This is a genomic window from Kitasatospora sp. NPDC090091, from assembly GCF_044747365.1.
GTDB lineage: Bacteria > Actinomycetota > Actinomycetes > Streptomycetales > Streptomycetaceae > Kitasatospora.
The window spans coordinates 59,708-76,206 of sequence record NZ_JBIVDY010000008.1; the positions used below are offsets into that span (position 1 = coordinate 59,708).

A 16,499-nucleotide genomic window follows, 5' to 3' on the forward strand; every position below is an offset into this window, starting at 1 on the left:
CACGCGGCACGGGGCTTCGGCTCCCACCCACGGCTCAATCGCAGCGCCCACCCGGGGCCGGTTTACCGACCGTTTCCCGTTCCTTGGTGTGCGCATTGCTCGATGAAGGAAAAGGCATGAAGGTCCCTCACAACTCCTCCCCCGGAGTGGCAGGACTGCGCACCGCAGCCTCTACGCTGAGCTTCCATGAGCGTTCCCGTGTCCGTTGAGCCGAGCCCCGAGCAGCCGCCGCGCCGCCGGGGCCTGCAGACGCTTCGTACCCAAGCGGCCGCCGTACCGAGGGCCTGGCTCCCCGGCGCGGTCGGTTACGCCTGCCTGCTGATCGGTCTGGTGGACATCGCCAGCGCGGTGTTCCCCAAGCTCCGGCACACCAAGGTGCACGACTTCGCCGGGCAGCTGCCCGGCGGCACCACCACCCTGGCCGCGGCCGGGACGCTGATGGTCGGCCTGCTGCTGGTGCTGCTCGCCCACGCCCTGCGCCGCCGCAAGCGGCGCGCATGGCGGGCGGTCTGCGTGCTGCTGCCGGTCGGCGTGGCACTGCACGTCCTGCGCTGGCACCAGATCGGCCCGGCGGTCGTCTCGCTGGTGCTCTTCGTCGTGATGCTCGTGCACCGGCGCGAGTTCTACGCCAAGGCCGACCCGCGCACCCGCTGGCGGGCGCTCGTCAACCTGGTCGTGATGGGCACCGTCAGCCTGCTGCTCGGCCTGCTGGTCGTCTCCACCCGGACCAAGTACGAGCTCGGCGACCCAGGCCTGCTGCACCGGCTGGAGCATGTCGGGTACGGGTTGTTCGGCTTCGAAGGACCGCTCGGCTACACCTCGGACCGGGTCTCCGACCTGGTCGCCTACCTGCTCGGCGGGATGGGCCTGATCACCGCGCTCACCACCGCCTACCTGGCGCTGCGCCCGGAGAAGCCCAAGCCGGAGCTGACCGCCGAGGACGAGGAGAAGGTCCGCGGCCTGCTCGACCGCCACGGCGAGCGGGACTCGCTCGGCTACTTCGCGCTGCGCCGCGACAAGAGCGTGCTGTTCTCCCCCTCCGGCAAGGCGGCGATCTCCTACCGCGTGGTCTCCGGCGTGATGCTGGCCTCCGGCGACCCGGTCGGGGACGTCGAGGCCTGGCCCGGTGCGATCAAGACCTTCATGGCCGAGGCCCGTGAGCACGCCTGGGTGCCGGCCGTGATGGGCTGCAGCGAGGTCGGCGGCGAGGTCTGGACCCGCGAGGCGGGCCTGGACGCGCTGGAGCTGGGCGACGAGGCGATCGTCGACACGGAGAGCTTCTCGCTCTCCGGCCGGGCGATGCGCAACGTCCGCCAGATGGTCAAGCGGATCGAGCGCAACGGCTACTCCTGCCAGGTGCGCCGGGTCTCCGATCTGACCCTGGAGGAGAAGTACCGGATCGCCGACGCGGCCGCCCGCTGGCGCGGCACCGACACCGAGCGCGGCTTCTCGATGGCGCTGGGCCGCTTCGGCGACCCGCTGGACGACGCCTGCGTCGTGGTCACCGCCCACAAGGCGCCGGAGGAGGGCGAGGAGGGCGACGACCTGAAGGCCGTGCTGCACTTCGTCCCCTGGGGGCCGGACGGCATCTCGCTGGAGCTGATGCGCCGCGACCGCGCCGCCGACCCGGGCCTGAACGAGCTGCTGATCGTGGCCGCGCTGCAGGCGGTGCCGGAGATGGGCATCCGCCGGGTGTCGCTCAACTTCGCGATGTTCCGCTCCGCGCTGGCGCGCGGCGAGCGGATCGGCGCGGGCCCGGTGCTGCGCGCCTGGCGCGGGCTCCTGGTCTTCCTCTCGCGCTGGTTCCAGATCGAGTCGCTCTACAAGTTCAACGCCAAGTTCCAGCCGCAGTGGGAGCCGCGCTTCCTGGTCTTCCCGAACACCCGGGACCTGCCCCGGATCGGCTTCGCCGCGATGCAGGCCGAGGCCTTCATCACGCTCGGCATGCCGCGCTTCGGCCGCAAGCCGCAGCGCGAGGGCCTGATGCCGGCCCCGCGCCCGGAGGTCACCGAGGCCGCCTGACCGGCGCGCCGCCACGGCCGCGCGCCGCTCGACCACGCACCGGACCCCGGTCGGAACTCCTCCGACCGGGGTCCGGTTCGATAATGGGGTTTATGAGCGATTCGCTGTCCTTCTCCCTGCCGGCCGGGCTGCCGCGGCTCGACCGCTGCGCCGTGATGGGCGTCGTCAACGTGACCCCCGACTCCTTCTCGGACGGCGGGATGTGGCACGACCCCGCCCGCGCCATCGCGCACGGCCTGGCGCTGCGGGCCCGCGGCGCGGACCTGGTGGACGTCGGCGGCGAGTCCACCCGCCCCGGCTCGGCGCGGGTGCCCGAGGAGGAGGAGCTGGGCCGGGTGCTCCCGGTGGTCCGCGAGCTCGCCGACGCCGGGGTGGTGGTCTCCGTCGACACCATGCGCGCCTCGGTCGCCGAACAGGCGGTGGCGGCAGGCGCCCGGATCGTCAACGACGTCTCGGGCGGGCTGGCCGACCCGGCGATGGCCCGGGTGGTGGCCGAGACCGGCGTCCCCTTCGTGGTGATGCACTGGCGCGGGCAGTCCGCCGACATGGACCGGCTGGCCGTCTACGACGACGTGGTCGCCGACGTGGTCGCCGAGCTCACCGCCCGGACGGACGCCCTGCTGGCGGCCGGCGTCAAGGAGGAGCAGCTGATCCTGGACCCGGGCCTGGGCTTCGCCAAGACCCCCGCGCACAACTGGGCCCTGCTCGGCCGGCTGGACGCGATCACCGGGCTCGGCCGTCCCGTCCTCGTCGCCGCATCGCGCAAGCGGTTCCTGGGTACGCTGCTCGCCGACCCGGAAACCGGGGAGCTGCGTCCGGCGCGGGAGCGCGACGACGCGACCGCCGCGGTGTCGGTGCTGTCGGCACAGGCGGGGGCCTGGGCGGTGCGGGTGCACGACGTGTCGGGCACGGCGGACGCCGTGCGGGTGGTCGCGGCCTGGCAGCGCGCGGCCCGGTAGGGACCCTCCGGCCCGACGGCGGGCACGGAGGGCGAGACGGGAGGGTCTGTGGCAGGTGACGGCAGGTTGAGCGGAGAGACCGCGGGACAGCGGGCCCGGGAGGCGGACGTGGAGGCCGTCCTGGAGGCCAACCGGGCGCTCTACGAGGCGCTCGAAAACGGCGATCTGGAGGCGGTCGAGGACGCCTGGCTGGGGGCCGCCGAGGCCGACGACAAGGGCGGCGTGGTGTGCGTGCACCCCGGCTGGCCGGTGCTGCGCGGACGGGCACAGGTGACCCGCTCGTACATGCTGATCATGGCGAACACCGAGTACATCCAGTTCATCCTGACCGACGTCGAGGCCGAGGTTCACGGTGATGTGGCTCTTGTCACGTGCACCGAGAACATCCTTTCGGGTGGTGAGGCGGAGGAGGAGGGCGAGCTCGGTCCGCTGGTCGGCGGAAAGGTCGTCTCGACCAATCTCTTCCGCCGGACGCCGGCCGGCTGGAAGCTCTGGTCCCACCACGGGTCACCGGTGCTGACCAGCGGCGACGAGGACGACGAGGACTGATCCGGGAGCCGTCGGGAAATGGGCTCCCGACGGTCGCCCGGGAATTTCCGGACGGTCACCGAACGTTCACGTCAATCGCCATTTCGGTGCGCGTGGCGACGGTTCGTGCCGGGTAGGACGGTCAGGCGTTGTCCGCGCTCGCAGGTAGATTCGAAACGGAGTGGCGGGCGCGACGCCCGCCTTCGACCTGCCTGCCCGCCTCGACCGGGGCAGGGCCCGTCCGACTGGGAGCAGTGATTCGTTTGCTGGACCGCGTCACCCTGCGGGGTCTGCGTGCCCGGGGCCACCACGGCGTCTTCGAGCGTGAGCGCGTCGAGGGCCAGACCTTCGTGGTGGACCTCGTGCTGTACCTGGACACCCGCCCCGCCGCGTCCGGCGACGACCTCACCCGCACGGCGCACTACGGCATCGTGGCCGAGGAGGTCACCGCGATCATCGCCGGCGAGCCGGTGGACCTGATCGAGACCCTGGCGCAGCGCATCGCCGACCAGTGCCTGAAGCACGCGGCGGTGGAGGAGGTCGAGGTGACCGTGCACAAGCCGGACGCCCCGATCACCGTGCCGTTCGACGACGTGACCGTGACCATCCACCGGGGCCGCGCATGACCGCTGCCGTGCGCCCCGTTCCCGCCGTCAAGCCCGCCTTTCTGCTGTAGAGGACGCCCGATGAGCACCAGCGACCCGACCGCCTCGCCGAGCACGTTCGACCTGGAGCGCCGGGTGGACTCGGCCGACACCACGCTGCACGGCCAGCGCTGCGCGGTGATCGCCCTCGGCTCCAACCTCGGCAACCGCCTGGACACCCTCCAGGGCGCCGTGGACGCCCTGGCCGACACCCCCGGGCTCCGGATCAAGGCCGTCTCCGCCGTGTACGAGACCGAGGCCGTAGGCGGCCCGGACGAGCAGCCCAACTACTACAACGCGGTGGTGGTGCTGCGCACCTCGCTGCCGCCGCACGACCTGCTGGAGCGCGGCAACGCGATCGAGGACGCCTTCGGCCGCGTCCGCACCGTCCGCTGGGGCCCGCGCACCCTGGACGTCGACATCCTCGCCTACGAGGGCGTCACCAGCGACGACCCGCAGCTGCTGCTGCCGCACCCGCGCTCGCACGAGCGGGCGTTCGTGCTCGCCCCCTGGCTGGACGCCCAGCCGGAGGCCGAGCTGCCCGGCCACGGCGGGGTCGGCGCGCTGCTGGACGCGCTCGGCGGCGCGGACGCCCAGGGCGTCCGCCGGCGCGACGACATCCGGCTGACGCTGCCGGAGTAGGACCGCACGGCCGGGGCCCGCCCGGGGTGACCGGAGCCCGGGAGCGGTGCGGGCCCGGGAACTCGGGCGGGGGCCCGGCCGTACGAGTAGGTGTCCGGCCCGCACGAGGGTGCCCGTCGGGGCCGGCCCGGTACGGTGGCCTGGCGCCGTCGTACCCAGCCCCCGCCCGCCGCCGGACCGGGGCGCCTCCCGCCCGCCGGGCCGGGGAGCGGGCCCCGGCCGCCCGACTCTGGTACCCGGAAGGACCACGTCCGAGTGAAGCTGCTTCGCCTCCGCCTGCTGGTCGGCATCACCGCCGCGACGACGGCGCTGTCCTGGGCCGGCGCCAAGTTGTGGGCCTCCCTGGACACGCTGCCCGCCGTTCCCGGCGCGGCGCCGGTGGTGCTGGCGGCGGTGGCGGTGATCCTGCTCGCCACGGCGATCTCGCTGCGCTCCCGGCTGAAGGCGGCGCGCGAGCGGCAGCCCGGCGCCAAGCGGGTCGACCCGATCGGTGCGGCCCGCGCGGTGGTGCTGGGGCAGGCGAGCGCGCTGGTCGCGGCGGTGGTCACCGGCATCTACGCCGGGGCGGGGATCTACCTGCTCGGCGAGCTCGACGTGCCGGCCCGCAAGGACCAGGCCGTCACGGCCGGCTTCGCGGTGCTGGCCGGTGCCGCGGTGATCGCGGCGGCGCTCTGGCTGCAGCACGTCTGCAAGCTGCCGGAGGACCACGACGACCCGAGCGGGCCGGCGGCCACGCACCGGTAGGTCCTGTCCCGTCGCTCCGTGCGCCCGGCAGGATCGGCCGGACAGGGCCCGGCGGGGCCGGCCGTGATCACGGGTAAGGGCCCGGACACGTGCGGTACGGCTTCTGCGGTGTCAAGGGCCAAAGCCGACCCTGGGCTGACACGGCCCCAATTCGCACGCTAGTTTCTTGGCATGTCTCGCGGACGCCACCGTCATTCCTCCTTCCTCGGCCGGGTCCTTCCCCCCACTGCGGCCGGCGTGCTCATCGTCGCCGCGGTGGCCGCGCTGCTGTTCAGTCAGGACACCATCCTGGTCCGCTCGATGGGCGTCGCGGCGGTGCTCGCCGCGCTCGGGATCGCGGTGCTGCTGCGCCAGCGCGACCGGGCCGCCCGGGCGGCCGCCGAGGTCTCCGTCGCCCAGCGGCTGCGGGCCGAGGAGCGCTTCGAGGAGCAGCTCGCCGAGGCCGAGTACGCGGCGGAGGTGGCCGAGGAGCGGGCCACCCGTTTCGGGCGCCGGCTGACGGCGGAGAAGTCGCGGCTGGCGAAGGCCGAGACGGAGATCGCCCGGCTGCTGCGCGAGCGTGCCGTGATGGTCGCCGAGCAGGCGCTCAAGGAGGCCGAGGCGGCCCAGCGGGCGCTCGCGGCGAGCCGCCCCAAGTACCCGGCGAGCCCGGCCGCGTTCGTGCGTGCCGCGTCCGTGCTGCGGCAGTTGGAGCGGCGTGCGGCGGCGGCGCAGGAGCGGCGCGAGCGCGCGGCCGGGGCGGAGCTCGCCCTGCGGGCCCGCACGGCGCCCGTTCCGGCGGCCGCGCCGGCTTCCGTGGCAGTGCCCGCGCCGGTGCCCGCGCCCGTCGTTCCTGCCGCCCCGGTGGCCCTCGCCCCCGCGGCCCCGGCCCCGGCCGCCGCTCCGGCCCCGATGGCTCCGGCCCCTGCGGCCCCCGCGGTGCCCGTGCCGGCGGCGGCCAAGCCCGCGGTGGCGGCCCCCGCGGCCCCGGTCCGGCCGGCGCTGACGGCGACGGTCGGTCAGCTGGGCGGCCCGCCGGCCGTGCCCGTGGCGTCCGTCGAGCGGCAGCGGCCGCGTCCGGCCCAGCCCGGGGCCGGCCGCAACTTCAGCTTCTTCGGGCGCACCTCCGGCGCGGCGGCCCGGCCCGCGGCCCCGGCGCCGGCCGTCGGCAGCGTCGCCGAGCTCGGCGAGCGCGCCGACCTGGCGGACGTGGTCGGGGACGAGGCGGTCGCGGCGCAGCACCGGGCGAAGGGCGGGGACCGGGACGGGGCACCGGCCGGGGCCCCGGACCGGGCGGCGGAGGAGACCGCCCCGGAGGTGGTCGACCTGACGCCGGACGACGAGACCGAGCTGATCCAGCTCCCGGAGCTGCGCGCCTCGCGCTGACCCCTCACCGCTGATCCGTCACCGCAGCCCTCGGCGCGGGGAGCCGCCCGGCTCCCCGCGCCGAGGTGCGTTCCGGGCGGCCGGGAACGACGAAGCGCCCGGCCCCTGACGGAGTGGGGCCGGGCGCTTCACGCGGCGCAGCCGCGTCAGAGCCGTGTCAGAGCTGGACGCCGAAGTCCTGGGCGATGCCCGCGAGGCCGGAGGCGTAGCCCTGGCCGACGGCGCGGAACTTCCACTCGGCGCCGTTGCGGTAGAGCTCGCCGAAGATCATGGCGGTCTCGGTGGCGGCGTCCTCGGAGAGGTCGTAGCGGGCGATCTCGGCGCCGCCGGCCGCGTTGATCACGCGGATGTAGGCGTTGCGGACCTGGCCGAAGTTCTGCGACCGGGCCACGGCGTCGTAGATCGAGACCGGGAAGGTGATCTTGACGGCCTCGGCCGGCAGGCCGGCCAGGTTGACGTTGATCGCCTCGTCGTCGCCGGCACCCTCGCCGGTGCGGTTGTCACCGGTGTGGACGACCGTGTTGTCCGGGGTGCTGGTGTTGTTGAAGAAGACGAAGTGGCCGTTGGACAGCACCTTGCCGTCCGCGTTCAGCACGATCGCGCTGGCGTCGAGGTCGAACTCGGCACCGGTCGTGGTGCGGACGTCCCAGCCGAGGCCGACGGTGACCGAGGACAGGCCGGGGGCCTCCTTGGTCAGCGAGACGTTGCCACCCTTGGAGAGGCTCACTGGCATGGTGTGTGCTGTCCCTTCGTTGCTTGTGCCCGGGATAACGCGGGAGAGCGTGGGCTTGGTTCCACGCTCCCCGCCAGATTCTCGGGGTCGCGGCCGGATCGGGCAACGACCGGTCGACGGCGGGTCAGATTCTCCGGAATCGGCCCTGCAGCGACCAGACGTTGGGATTGTCGGCCAGATCGGGGTGCATGTCGAAGAGGTCGGCCAGGGTGTCCTGCAGGAAGTCGCGGGCCTCGCGCCGCAGGTCGCTGTGGCGGACCACGACCGGCTCCTCGTCCGGCAGCCAGGTGGCGCTGACCTCGACCCAGTTGAACCGGCGGGCGAACCGCAGCAGCTCGGTGTTCTGGGTGAAGTCGAGGTCGGCGGTCTGCACCCGGGCGGAGCGGTTGCCGTCCGGATCCCGGTCGAGCTGCTCGGCGATGTCGCACAGCGCCCAGGCGAAGTCGAGGACCGGCACCCATCCCCAGGCCGTGGACACCTCGGCGCCGTCGGATTCCAGGTAGACGTCGCCGCAGAAGAGGTCGTACCGCAGCGACTGGACCGAGGCGGTCCGGTAGTCCGTCTGCGGGGGGTCCGGGAAGCGGTTGGAGAGGGAGTAGCCGAGGTCGATCACACAGGCCATTGTCGGGGCTGCGGGCGCCGGGGATGAACGCCGGGGATAAACCGGGTGACCGGCGCCACCGGGGCACGGGATGATGGACGCATGCCCGAGCCCATCCGCGTACGGGGGTCGGTGGTCGTCCCCGACGCCGAGCTCGTCTGGCGCTTCTCCCGATCCTCCGGCCCCGGTGGCCAGCACGTCAACACCTCCGACACCCAGGTCGAGCTGCGCTACGACCTGGCGGCCTCCGAGGCGCTGCCCGAGGTGTGGAAGCAGCGCGCCCTGGAGCGGCTGGCCGGGCGCCTGGTCGACGGCCGGGTGCTGGTGGTGCGCGCCTCCGAGCACCGCTCGCAGTGGCGCAACCGCGAGGTCGCCGCGGCCCGGCTGGCGTCGCTGCTGGGCGAGGCCACCGCGCCGCCGCCGAAGGCCCGCCGGGCGACGAAGCCCAGCCGCGGCATGGTCGAGCGGCGGCTGTCCAACAAGCGGCACCGCTCCGAGCTCAAGCAGGGGCGGCGGTCGCCGCGCGGCGACTAGGTCCTGTCCGGCAAGATCGGCCGGACAGGACCTAGCCGCCGTCCGCACCGGCCGGCTGCTCAGCCGAGCTGCCGGTAGCCGCCGCGGAAGTAGAGGAGCGGGCGGCCGCCCGGGTCGGGCACCACGGCCTCCAGGACGCGGCCCAGCAGCAGGGTGTGGTCACCGGCGGGTATCCGCTGCTCGGTGCGGCACTCGACGGTGGCGAGCGCGCCGTCGATCAGCGGCGCCCCGCTGAACGGGCCGCGGTGGTGCGGCGCGTCGGCGAACAGCAGCCGGTCGCTGAGCCGGCCCTTCATGGCGAACCGCGAGCCGAGCGCCTTCTGCTCCTCGGAGAGCAGCGAGACCGCCCAGGTCTCGGCGCGGGAGAGCACCTCGTCCATCCGGGAGTCCTCGCGGACCGAGATCAGCACCAGCGGCGGCTCCAGCGACACCGACAGGAACGACGTCGCGGTCATGCCGACGTCCTCGCCGTCGTCCGGGTCGTGGACGGTCACCAGGCTCACGCCCGAAGCGAGCTGGGAGAGTGCCGCCCGGAACTCATCGGGCGTGGCTTGGGTGGCAGCTTCCGGCTGCGGGGACGAGTACACGTACCGCACGGTAGTCGGCGCCGGCCGTGAACGGCATCGGGCCGTGGTCGTAGGACCAGCGGCGCAGAAGTTACGGTTCCCGGCCGCGCTCACCCCCAGGAGTGAAGGCAGGGGGCCTGCCGGCCGTCCGGCGGCTTCAGTGCGTGACCAATGCGGCCGACCACCGGAAATGTTCCGATAAAGCCTAATGTCCCGCTCTGGGGCAGATGAGCTGAATAAAGGCGCATAAGTCTCGTGTGATTTAAGTCACAAGTGGCGGCCTATTGCTGACCGAGCGTGCCGAACGCTGTGCTCCCTGTGATTCAGTTCTTCTGGCAATCGGACGATAACCATTCAAGAACTATCCGAAGCAGCCGGGGAGCCCCCGCATGGAAGCCGAGTCGGAGCCCTACGTCCGTCTCGCGACCCTCCGCACCTTGCACCGGGTCGTGGCGGACCTCAACGCTGCCCGCAGCCTGGCGGGCACGCTGCAGGCCGTCGTCGAGGGTGCGGTGCACGGGCTCGGTTTCGACGCCGCCGCGGTGAGCCTGGTCCGGCCGGACGGCGACCTGGTGGTGGCGGCCGTCTGGGAGCTGGAGGAGAGCGCCATGGGCGGCCCCTCCGTACTGCTCGGGCAGGTCGGCTCGCGCGAGTCCTGGGACCGGCTGCTCGGTGTCAGCGACCACTGGGGCACGCTCCGCTTCCTCCCCTACGACCGCGGCTGGGCCGTGGCCAGCGACATCCCGCGCTGGATCGGCGACGGTCCGATGCCGGTCTACGCCAACGACTGGCACCCCGCCGACGGCCTGCTCGCCCCGATGTACAGCGCCGGCGGCGACCTGCTCGGCGTCCTCTCGGTGGACCGCCCGCGCAGTGGCAAACGGCCCGGGGCGTGGACCCGCGAGGCGCTGGAGATGTTCTCGCTGCAGGCCTCGATCGCGATCGGCAACGCCCGGCTGCGGGCCGAGATGCAGCGCGCGCTGGCCCGCCTGGAGAAGGAGCAGCAGGCGCTGCGGGCCAGCGAGGAGAGCTTCCGCCAGGCCTTCGAGTACGCGCCCAGCGGGATGGCCATCACCGAACTGCACGGCGCCGGGCGCGGCCAGCTGACCAGGGTGAACGACGCGCTCTGCCGGCTGCTCGGCCGCCCGCGGGCGGTGCTGCGCCAGCAGAGCTTCGCCGACCTCGTCCACCCCGACGACCGGGCCCTGCTGGAGCGCACCAGCGCCGAGAGCGGCCGGGCCGAACTGCGCCTGTCCCGGCGCGACGGCGGCTACCAGTGGGTCTGTCTGCGCAACTCGATCGTCGCCGACGCGGCGGAGGGGCCGAGCTTCCTGCTCACCCACGTCGAGGACATCGAGGACCGCAAGCGGCACGAGCTCCAGCTCGCCCACCGGGCCAGCCACGACGCGCTGACCGGCCTCCCGAACAGCGCCGAGCTGAAGGCCCGGCTGGCCCGGCGGCTCTGCCCCGAGCCGCAGACCGCGGGCGCCGTCGCCGGGCCCGGCGACGGGGCGTACCCGCAGCCGTACGGCGGTTACCCGGCCGACCTCTACGGCGGGTTCGACGGCCCGGACGGCGCGGAGCTTCGCGCCGAGCCGGTGCACCACTACGGCGCCGAGGGCTACCCGCTGCCGGCCGCGCCCGACGCCCCGCTCGGCTACGGCGAGCACGTGCACGCGGTGGTCCCGGCCGACCACGCCGCCGGCGGCGACGTCTGGTCCGGTCCCTTCCGCTCGGGCGGGGCCGCGCCGGCGGACAAGGGCCTCGCCGTCATTTTTTGTGACCTGGACGGGTTCAAGTCGATCAACGACCGGTTCGGCCACAACGCCGGCGACGCCGTCCTGGTCGAGGTGGCCCGCCGGCTCAGCCAGGCCGTCCGGGACGGCGACACGGTGGCCCGGCTCGGCGGCGACGAGTTCGTGGTGCTGGCCGACGGCATCGGGCGGGAGGAGGCCAAGGACCTCGCCCACCGGCTGCGCAACGCGATCATCCCGCCGATGCGGATCGACGGCCGGGCGATGCGGGTCGGCGTCAGCCTCGGCATCGGCTGGGCGGGCTGCGGGATGAGCATCGAAGAGGTGCTGCACACGGCCGACGAGCGGATGTACGACGAGAAGCGGGCGCGGGGCGGCGCGGTGCGCGGAGCGCGCGGCGAACGCTCGCACCGGCGGGCCGGATAGCGGCGCGCCCGGACAAAGCTACCGGCGAGTTGTCAAGGGTTCTTTTCGGAGGACCCGAGGTGGCAGGTAGGGTGCCCGGGTACGAGCGACACCAGGAGCGCCGCCGGCACGGCTGCCAGGCGGCGCGACCGCGATGGGGGAGTTGACCACCGTGACGACCGCCGGCAGCAACGGAGTGCCCGAGGGCCCGGAGGGCGGTGCCCCGCAGGACGACGACCCCTTCGGCTACCTCTACCGTCCGGCCGACGGCAGCGCCGCGCAGTCGGCCGAGCCGCAGCAGGGCGTGCCGCGCACGCCGTACAGCCGCCCGATGGAGGTCGGTCGGGCGCAGTACGGGCAGCACCCCTACCCGCAGCAACGCCAGCAGCCGTACCCGCCGCAGCAGCCGGGCCACCCGCAGGGCCGCCCGTACCCGCCGCAGGCCGAGTTCGGCGGTGCGCCCGCCCAGCAGGCCCGGTACGCCGAGCACTCCCGGCCGCAGCCGGGGGAGGAGCGCCCGAGCAGCGGCCGGAGCAAGGGTGCGGTGATCGGCGCGGTGGCGGTGGTCGCGGCCATCGCGATCGGCGCCGGCATCGCGCTGTCCACCGGGGACCCGGACGGCGGCGAGAAGAGCGCCAAGAGCGCCACCCAGACCGCCGCGCCGCCGGCCCCGAGCAGCACGACCGGCGGCACCCCGGCGGCCTCCGGCTCCGCCTCGCCGTCGTCGGGCGCCTCCGGGGCGTCCGCCCTGGGCGCGGTCGACGCGGCGCAGCTGCAGGGCCAGAACGCGCCCACCGGGAACACCGTCAAGGGCGCCAAGTCGGCGGACGGCGGCTACCTGACGCTCCAGCCGGGCGGCTCGGTCAGCTGGACCGGCGAGGTGGCCGCGGCCGGCACCTACAAGTTCACCGTGCACTTCAACAACCCGGGCGGCGACGTCAAGGCCGCGGCGAGCGTGAACGGCAAGGACTGGCCGAGCGGGCTGTCCTTCCGGAACTACTCGCCGGGCAAGGAGCCCGCCTCGTCCTGGTACACGACGTACATAACGCCGGCGCTGCAGGCGGGGGCGAACACCATCACGATCTCCGGCCCGGCGGGCGGGACGATCCTGATCGACCAGGTGGTGCTGGAGGCGGCCTGATCCGCCCCGCACCGGGCGACGGCCGCCCGGTCCCCACACGAGGGGACCGGGCGGCCGTCGCCGTCGGTGCGTCAGGCCGCGACCGGGGCGAACGCGTCGCCGCCGACGACCCACTCGCCGCGGCGCATCACGGCCACCAGGTCGTAGCCCGCGGAGTCGAGCACGACCAGGTCGGCCTGCTTGCCGGGCTCCAGCGCGCCGACCCGGTCGGCGAGGCCGAGCAGCCGCGCCGGGGTGGCGGAGAGCGATTCGACGGCCTGCCCGAGGGTGAGCCCGTTGACGGTGACGGACCGCTTGAAGGCCACGTCCAGGGTGAGCGTGGAGCCGGCGATCGCGCCGCCCTCGACCAGCCGGGCGACGCCGTCCTTGACCTCGACCTGGAGCGGGCCGAGCGGGTAGAGCCCGTCGCCCATCCCCGCCGCCCCCATCGCGTCCGTGATCAGCGCGACCCGCGCCGCCCCCGCCGTCCCGTACGCCAGATCCAGCACCGACGGATGCAGGTGCACCCCGTCGTTGATCAGCTCCACCGTGACCCGCTCGTCCTCCAGCAGCGCCACGATCGGACCCGGCGCCCGGTGCGCGATCCCCGGCATCGCGTTGAACAGGTGCGTCGCCACCGTCGCCCCCGCCTCCACCGCCTCCAGCGTCCGCCCGTAGTCCGCGTCGGTGTGCCCCACCGCCGCCACCACCCCCAGCTCCGCCAGCATCCGCACCGACTCCAGCCCACCCGGCAGCTCCGGCGCCAGCGTCACCATCCGCGCCTGCCCCCGCGCCGCGTCCACCAGCTTGCGCACCAGCGCCGGATCCGGATCCCGCAACAGGTCCGGACGGTGCGCACCGCACCGGTTGTGCGAGATGAACGGCCCCTCGAAGTGGATCCCGGCCAGCACGCCGTCCTCCACCAGCTCCGACAGCACCGCCGCCTGCCGCGCCACCTCGTCGATCTCCCCGGTCACCGTCGAGGCCATCGTCGTCGTCGTGCCGTGCTCCAGGTGCGTGCGCGCCACCCGCAACGCCTCCTCCGCGACCCCCGACGCGTACGACGCACCACCACCGCCGTGCACGTGCAGGTCCACGAACCCCGGCACCACCGTGAACCCCGACAGATCGAGGTCCCCCGGCGCCACCGGGCCGCCGACACCGGCCACCACCGCGCCCTCCACCACCAGACGGCCGTCCTCGACCACCCCGGACGGCAGGACCAACCGGGCGCCGGACAGTGCAGTACGGTCCGCGACAGTCACGCGGCCACCTCCATCGAGAGCAGGTCCCAGGCGAGCAGTCCGGCGCCCAGGGATGCGGCGGTGTCTTTGAGCATGGCGGGTACGACCTCGGGGGGCATCTGGAAGGTCAGCCGCTCGGCGACGGCCGCGCGCAGGGGGGTGAAGAGGGTGTCGCCGGCCTCGGCGAGGCCGCCGCCGACGATCACGGTGGACGGGTCGAGCAGGCTCTGGGCGAGCACGATCCCGTCCGCGAGGGCGTCCACCGCGTGCTGCCAGACCGCGACCGCGCGGGCGTCCCCGGCGTCCACCGCGACGGCGCAGGATGCCGCGTCGGCGTCGGGGTCCCCGCTGGCACCGGCCCAGGCGCGGGAGACGGCGGAGGCGGAGGCGAGGGTCTCCAGGCAGCCGCGGGCGCCGCAGCCGCAGGGCGGCCCGCCCGGGCGGACCACGACGTGGCCGATCTCGCCGCCGTACCCGTGGGCGCCGGCCTCGATCCGGCCGTCGATGCCGATGGCGCCGGCGATGCCGGTGCCGAGGGCGATGAACAGGAAGCGGCCGACACCGTGCCCGGCCCCGAGCCGGCCCTCGGCCAGGCCGCCCGAGCGCACGTCGTGGCCGAGGGCGACCGGCATCGCGGCGCCGCCCGGCCCGGCCAGGCGCGTGCCCAGCAGCTCGCGCAGCGGGAGGTCCCGCCAGCCGAGATTGGCCGAGAAGACCGCGATGCCGTTCTTCTCGTCGATCGTCCCCGGGACGGCGACCCCCGCCGCCAGCGGCGCGACGCCGAAGCGGCTGCGGCCCTCGTCCGCCAGGTCGGCGGCGAAGTCGAGGATGGCGGCGACGACGGCTTCCGTGCCGTGCTCCCGCCCGGTCGGTCGGCGTGCTTCGAACAGCACGGAGCCGTCCTGGGCGAGCAGCGCGGCCTTCATGCCGGTGCCGCCTACATCGAGTGCGATGACGTGCTTCACGGAGGACAGTTTCCCTTGGCCAGGTCGGAGAGGTCTAGTCCAGTTGTCGGATTGGTCTGGTCCAACTGGGGTGAGCTTTGTCGCAGATCCATGTGGTGTGCGGCACTTTGCGTGCGCCCCGCACGGTCGGGTTCGCCCCGGTTCGGAGCCGGGTCGTTGCGCATCGCGCAACGACCCCCGCACTTCGATAACTACCCGTCGGGTAACGCCCGGAGGTCTGGACCACTGTGCCGGAGGTTTGGCAGGGTGGCGGCCTCCCCGCCGGATTTCCCCCCGTCCGGCCGGTTTCCTCCCCCCGAAGGCGGTACCCGCGTTGAACAGGCGTGCCCAGGCTCCCACCCGGCTGCTCGGCACCGCGCTGGCCGGAGCGCTGCTGCTCACCGGCTGCGGCGGCCAGGGCGACCGGACGGTCACCCTCAAGCTGGTGGCGGCCGACTACGGCGAGGACGCGGCCACCGGCTCCAAGCTCTACTGGCAGGACGTGGCCCGCCGCTTCGAGACCGCCAACCCGGGCATCAAGGTCGACGTAGAGGTGGTCGGCTGGACGGACATCGGCAAGCGGGTCGCCGACCTGGTGGGCAGCGGCAGGTCGCCCGACCTGGTGCAGACCGGCGGCTTCGCCGACCAGGCCGCGGCGGACCGGCTCTACCCCGTCGCCGACGTGCTCTCGCTGGACACCCAGGCCAACATGCTGGAGTCGTTCAGCCACGCCGGGCAGGTGCTCGGCACGCAGTACGGCATCCCGTTCGTCTCCTCCTCACGGGTGCTCTTCTACAACAAGGCGATCTTCCAGAAGGCCGGCATCACCCAGCCGCCGGCCACCTGGAACGAGCTGCGGCAGGCCGCCGAGAAGATCCGGGCCAAGGTGCCCGGGGTCGTGCCGTACGGGCTGCCGCTGGGGCCCGAGGAGGCGCCGGCCGAGTCGATGCTGTGGACGCTGAGCGGCGGCGGGAGCCTCTCCGACGACGTCGGCAACTACACCATCGACAGTGCCCAGAACCAGGCCACCTTCGGATGGCTGCGGACCAACCTGGTCGAGACGAAGCTGACGTACCCCGAGCCGGGCACGATGAACCGCACCCCGGTTTTCACCGACTTCGCGGCCGGCAAGGTGGCGATGCTGAACGGGCACCCGACGCTGCTGCGGATGGCCGCCAAGGCCAAGGTCGACTACGGCACGGCGCCGATCCCGCGGAAGGACGGCCTGGCGAAGACCGCCGGCCTCGGCGTGGCGGACTGGATGATGGCGTTCAAGGCCAACGGGCACAAGAACGAGATCCGCAGGTTCCTCTCCTTCGTCTACGCCAAGGAGAACCAGCTCAAGTTCGACGAGGCCTACAACCTTCTCCCGGTCACCCAGGACGCCTTCGCCGAGATGACCGCGGGCGGCGGCCGGCACGAGGACCTGAAGCAGTTCGCGGCCGGGCTGGCCAACGCCAGCTTCTACCCGTTCGGGGACCCGGCGTGGGCCGAGGTCAGCAACCGCATCAAGACGGGGATCGGCGCGGCCGTGACCGGCGACCCCAAGCAGGTGCTGGAGGGACTGCAGGAGGCCGCGGTGAAGGAAGCGGCCCGGGTCCGCAAGTGAGAACCCGGGCTGCTACTCGCCCGCTCGCCTCCCGGGCCGCTCCGGACCCGGTGCCGACGCTCCTCGCTCCAGCGCTCCAGCGCTC

16 protein-coding genes are annotated in these 16,499 nt (G+C 73.8%); 11 read left to right on the forward strand and 5 right to left on the reverse strand.

Features of this window, described 5'->3' with window-relative positions; all coding sequences use genetic code 11:
* Positions 1–186: 186 nt before the first annotated feature.
* The 7 genes from ACIPSC_RS15805 to ACIPSC_RS15835 all read left to right on the forward strand — a co-directional run bounded on the left by ACIPSC_RS15805 (position 187) and on the right by ACIPSC_RS15835 (position 6,904).
* Positions 187–2,022, forward strand: coding sequence for a phosphatidylglycerol lysyltransferase domain-containing protein (locus ACIPSC_RS15805; RefSeq protein WP_400826173.1), 1,836 nt, complete (start codon positions 187–189; stop codon positions 2,020–2,022).
* A gap of 92 nt (positions 2,023–2,114) precedes the next feature.
* On the forward strand, positions 2,115–2,981 hold the full coding sequence (gene folP / locus ACIPSC_RS15810; protein ID WP_400826174.1) for a dihydropteroate synthase: 867 nt from the start codon (positions 2,115–2,117) through the stop codon (positions 2,979–2,981).
* Between the two features lie 66 nt (positions 2,982–3,047).
* Positions 3,048–3,530 carry a nuclear transport factor 2 family protein gene (locus ACIPSC_RS15815; protein WP_400826176.1) on the forward strand — a complete coding sequence of 161 codons (483 nt, stop codon included), beginning with the start codon at positions 3,048–3,050 and terminating at the stop codon, positions 3,528–3,530.
* A 245-nt stretch (positions 3,531–3,775) separates the two neighbouring features.
* Entirely contained in the window at positions 3,776–4,135 is a 360-nt protein-coding gene (gene folB, locus ACIPSC_RS15820; protein ID WP_313767910.1) for a dihydroneopterin aldolase, read from the forward strand.
* Positions 4,136–4,195: 60 nt separating this feature from the next.
* Positions 4,196–4,795, forward strand: coding sequence for a 2-amino-4-hydroxy-6-hydroxymethyldihydropteridine diphosphokinase (gene folK, locus ACIPSC_RS15825; RefSeq protein WP_400826177.1), 600 nt, complete (start codon positions 4,196–4,198; stop codon positions 4,793–4,795).
* 255 nt (positions 4,796–5,050) lie between these two features.
* Complete coding sequence (locus ACIPSC_RS15830) at positions 5,051–5,539, forward strand: DUF3180 domain-containing protein (RefSeq protein WP_400826179.1); 489 nt, start codon at positions 5,051–5,053, stop codon at positions 5,537–5,539.
* A gap of 171 nt (positions 5,540–5,710) precedes the next feature.
* Positions 5,711–6,904: a hypothetical protein gene (locus ACIPSC_RS15835; protein WP_400826180.1), complete on the forward strand. Its 1,194-nt coding sequence runs from the start codon at positions 5,711–5,713 to the stop codon at positions 6,902–6,904.
* Positions 6,905–7,061: 157 nt separating this feature from the next.
* Here the strand turns inward: ACIPSC_RS15835 and ACIPSC_RS15840 are convergent, their stop codons facing one another.
* Positions 7,062–7,637, reverse strand: a complete 576-nt coding sequence (locus tag ACIPSC_RS15840; protein WP_313765070.1) for a TerD family protein — start codon at positions 7,635–7,637, stop codon at positions 7,062–7,064.
* Between the two features lie 124 nt (positions 7,638–7,761).
* Positions 7,762–8,250 carry a hypothetical protein gene (locus tag ACIPSC_RS15845; RefSeq protein ID WP_400826182.1) on the reverse strand — a complete coding sequence of 163 codons (489 nt, stop codon included), beginning with the start codon at positions 8,248–8,250 and terminating at the stop codon, positions 7,762–7,764.
* Between the two features lie 90 nt (positions 8,251–8,340).
* On the opposite strand from ACIPSC_RS15845, the gene arfB reads away from it, so the two are divergent.
* Positions 8,341–8,772 (forward strand): alternative ribosome rescue aminoacyl-tRNA hydrolase ArfB, encoded by a 432-nt coding sequence (arfB, locus tag ACIPSC_RS15850; RefSeq protein ID WP_400826184.1) that lies wholly within the window; start codon positions 8,341–8,343, stop codon positions 8,770–8,772.
* Between the two features lie 59 nt (positions 8,773–8,831).
* Here arfB and ACIPSC_RS15855 read toward each other — a convergent pair whose 3' ends face one another.
* Positions 8,832–9,368, reverse strand: a complete 537-nt coding sequence (locus ACIPSC_RS15855) for a flavin reductase family protein (protein ID WP_313765072.1) — start codon at positions 9,366–9,368, stop codon at positions 8,832–8,834.
* A 359-nt stretch (positions 9,369–9,727) separates the two neighbouring features.
* On the opposite strand from ACIPSC_RS15855, the gene ACIPSC_RS15860 reads away from it, so the two are divergent.
* Positions 9,728–11,518: a diguanylate cyclase domain-containing protein gene (locus ACIPSC_RS15860; RefSeq protein ID WP_400826185.1), complete on the forward strand. Its 1,791-nt coding sequence runs from the start codon at positions 9,728–9,730 to the stop codon at positions 11,516–11,518.
* Positions 11,519–11,660: 142 nt separating this feature from the next.
* Complete coding sequence (locus ACIPSC_RS15865; RefSeq protein ID WP_400826186.1) at positions 11,661–12,638, forward strand: hypothetical protein; 978 nt, start codon at positions 11,661–11,663, stop codon at positions 12,636–12,638.
* Between the two features lie 71 nt (positions 12,639–12,709).
* On the opposite strand, the gene nagA is transcribed toward ACIPSC_RS15865, so the two are convergent.
* Together nagA and ACIPSC_RS15875 are read right to left on the reverse strand one after the other, a co-directional pair.
* Positions 12,710–13,882, reverse strand: coding sequence for an N-acetylglucosamine-6-phosphate deacetylase (gene nagA, locus ACIPSC_RS15870; protein ID WP_400826188.1), 1,173 nt, complete (start codon positions 13,880–13,882; stop codon positions 12,710–12,712).
* Entirely contained in the window at positions 13,879–14,826 is a 948-nt protein-coding gene (locus tag ACIPSC_RS15875) for an ROK family protein (RefSeq protein ID WP_400826189.1), read from the reverse strand. The genes nagA and ACIPSC_RS15875 overlap by 4 nt, the downstream gene beginning before the upstream one ends.
* Positions 14,827–15,139: 313 nt before the next feature.
* Between ACIPSC_RS15875 and ACIPSC_RS15880 the strand changes: the two genes are divergently transcribed.
* The gene (locus tag ACIPSC_RS15880) at positions 15,140–16,414 is read left to right on the forward strand and encodes an extracellular solute-binding protein (RefSeq protein WP_400826191.1); all 1,275 of its coding nucleotides are present in this window, start codon (positions 15,140–15,142) and stop codon (positions 16,412–16,414) included.
* Positions 16,415–16,499: the final 85 nt, after the last annotated feature.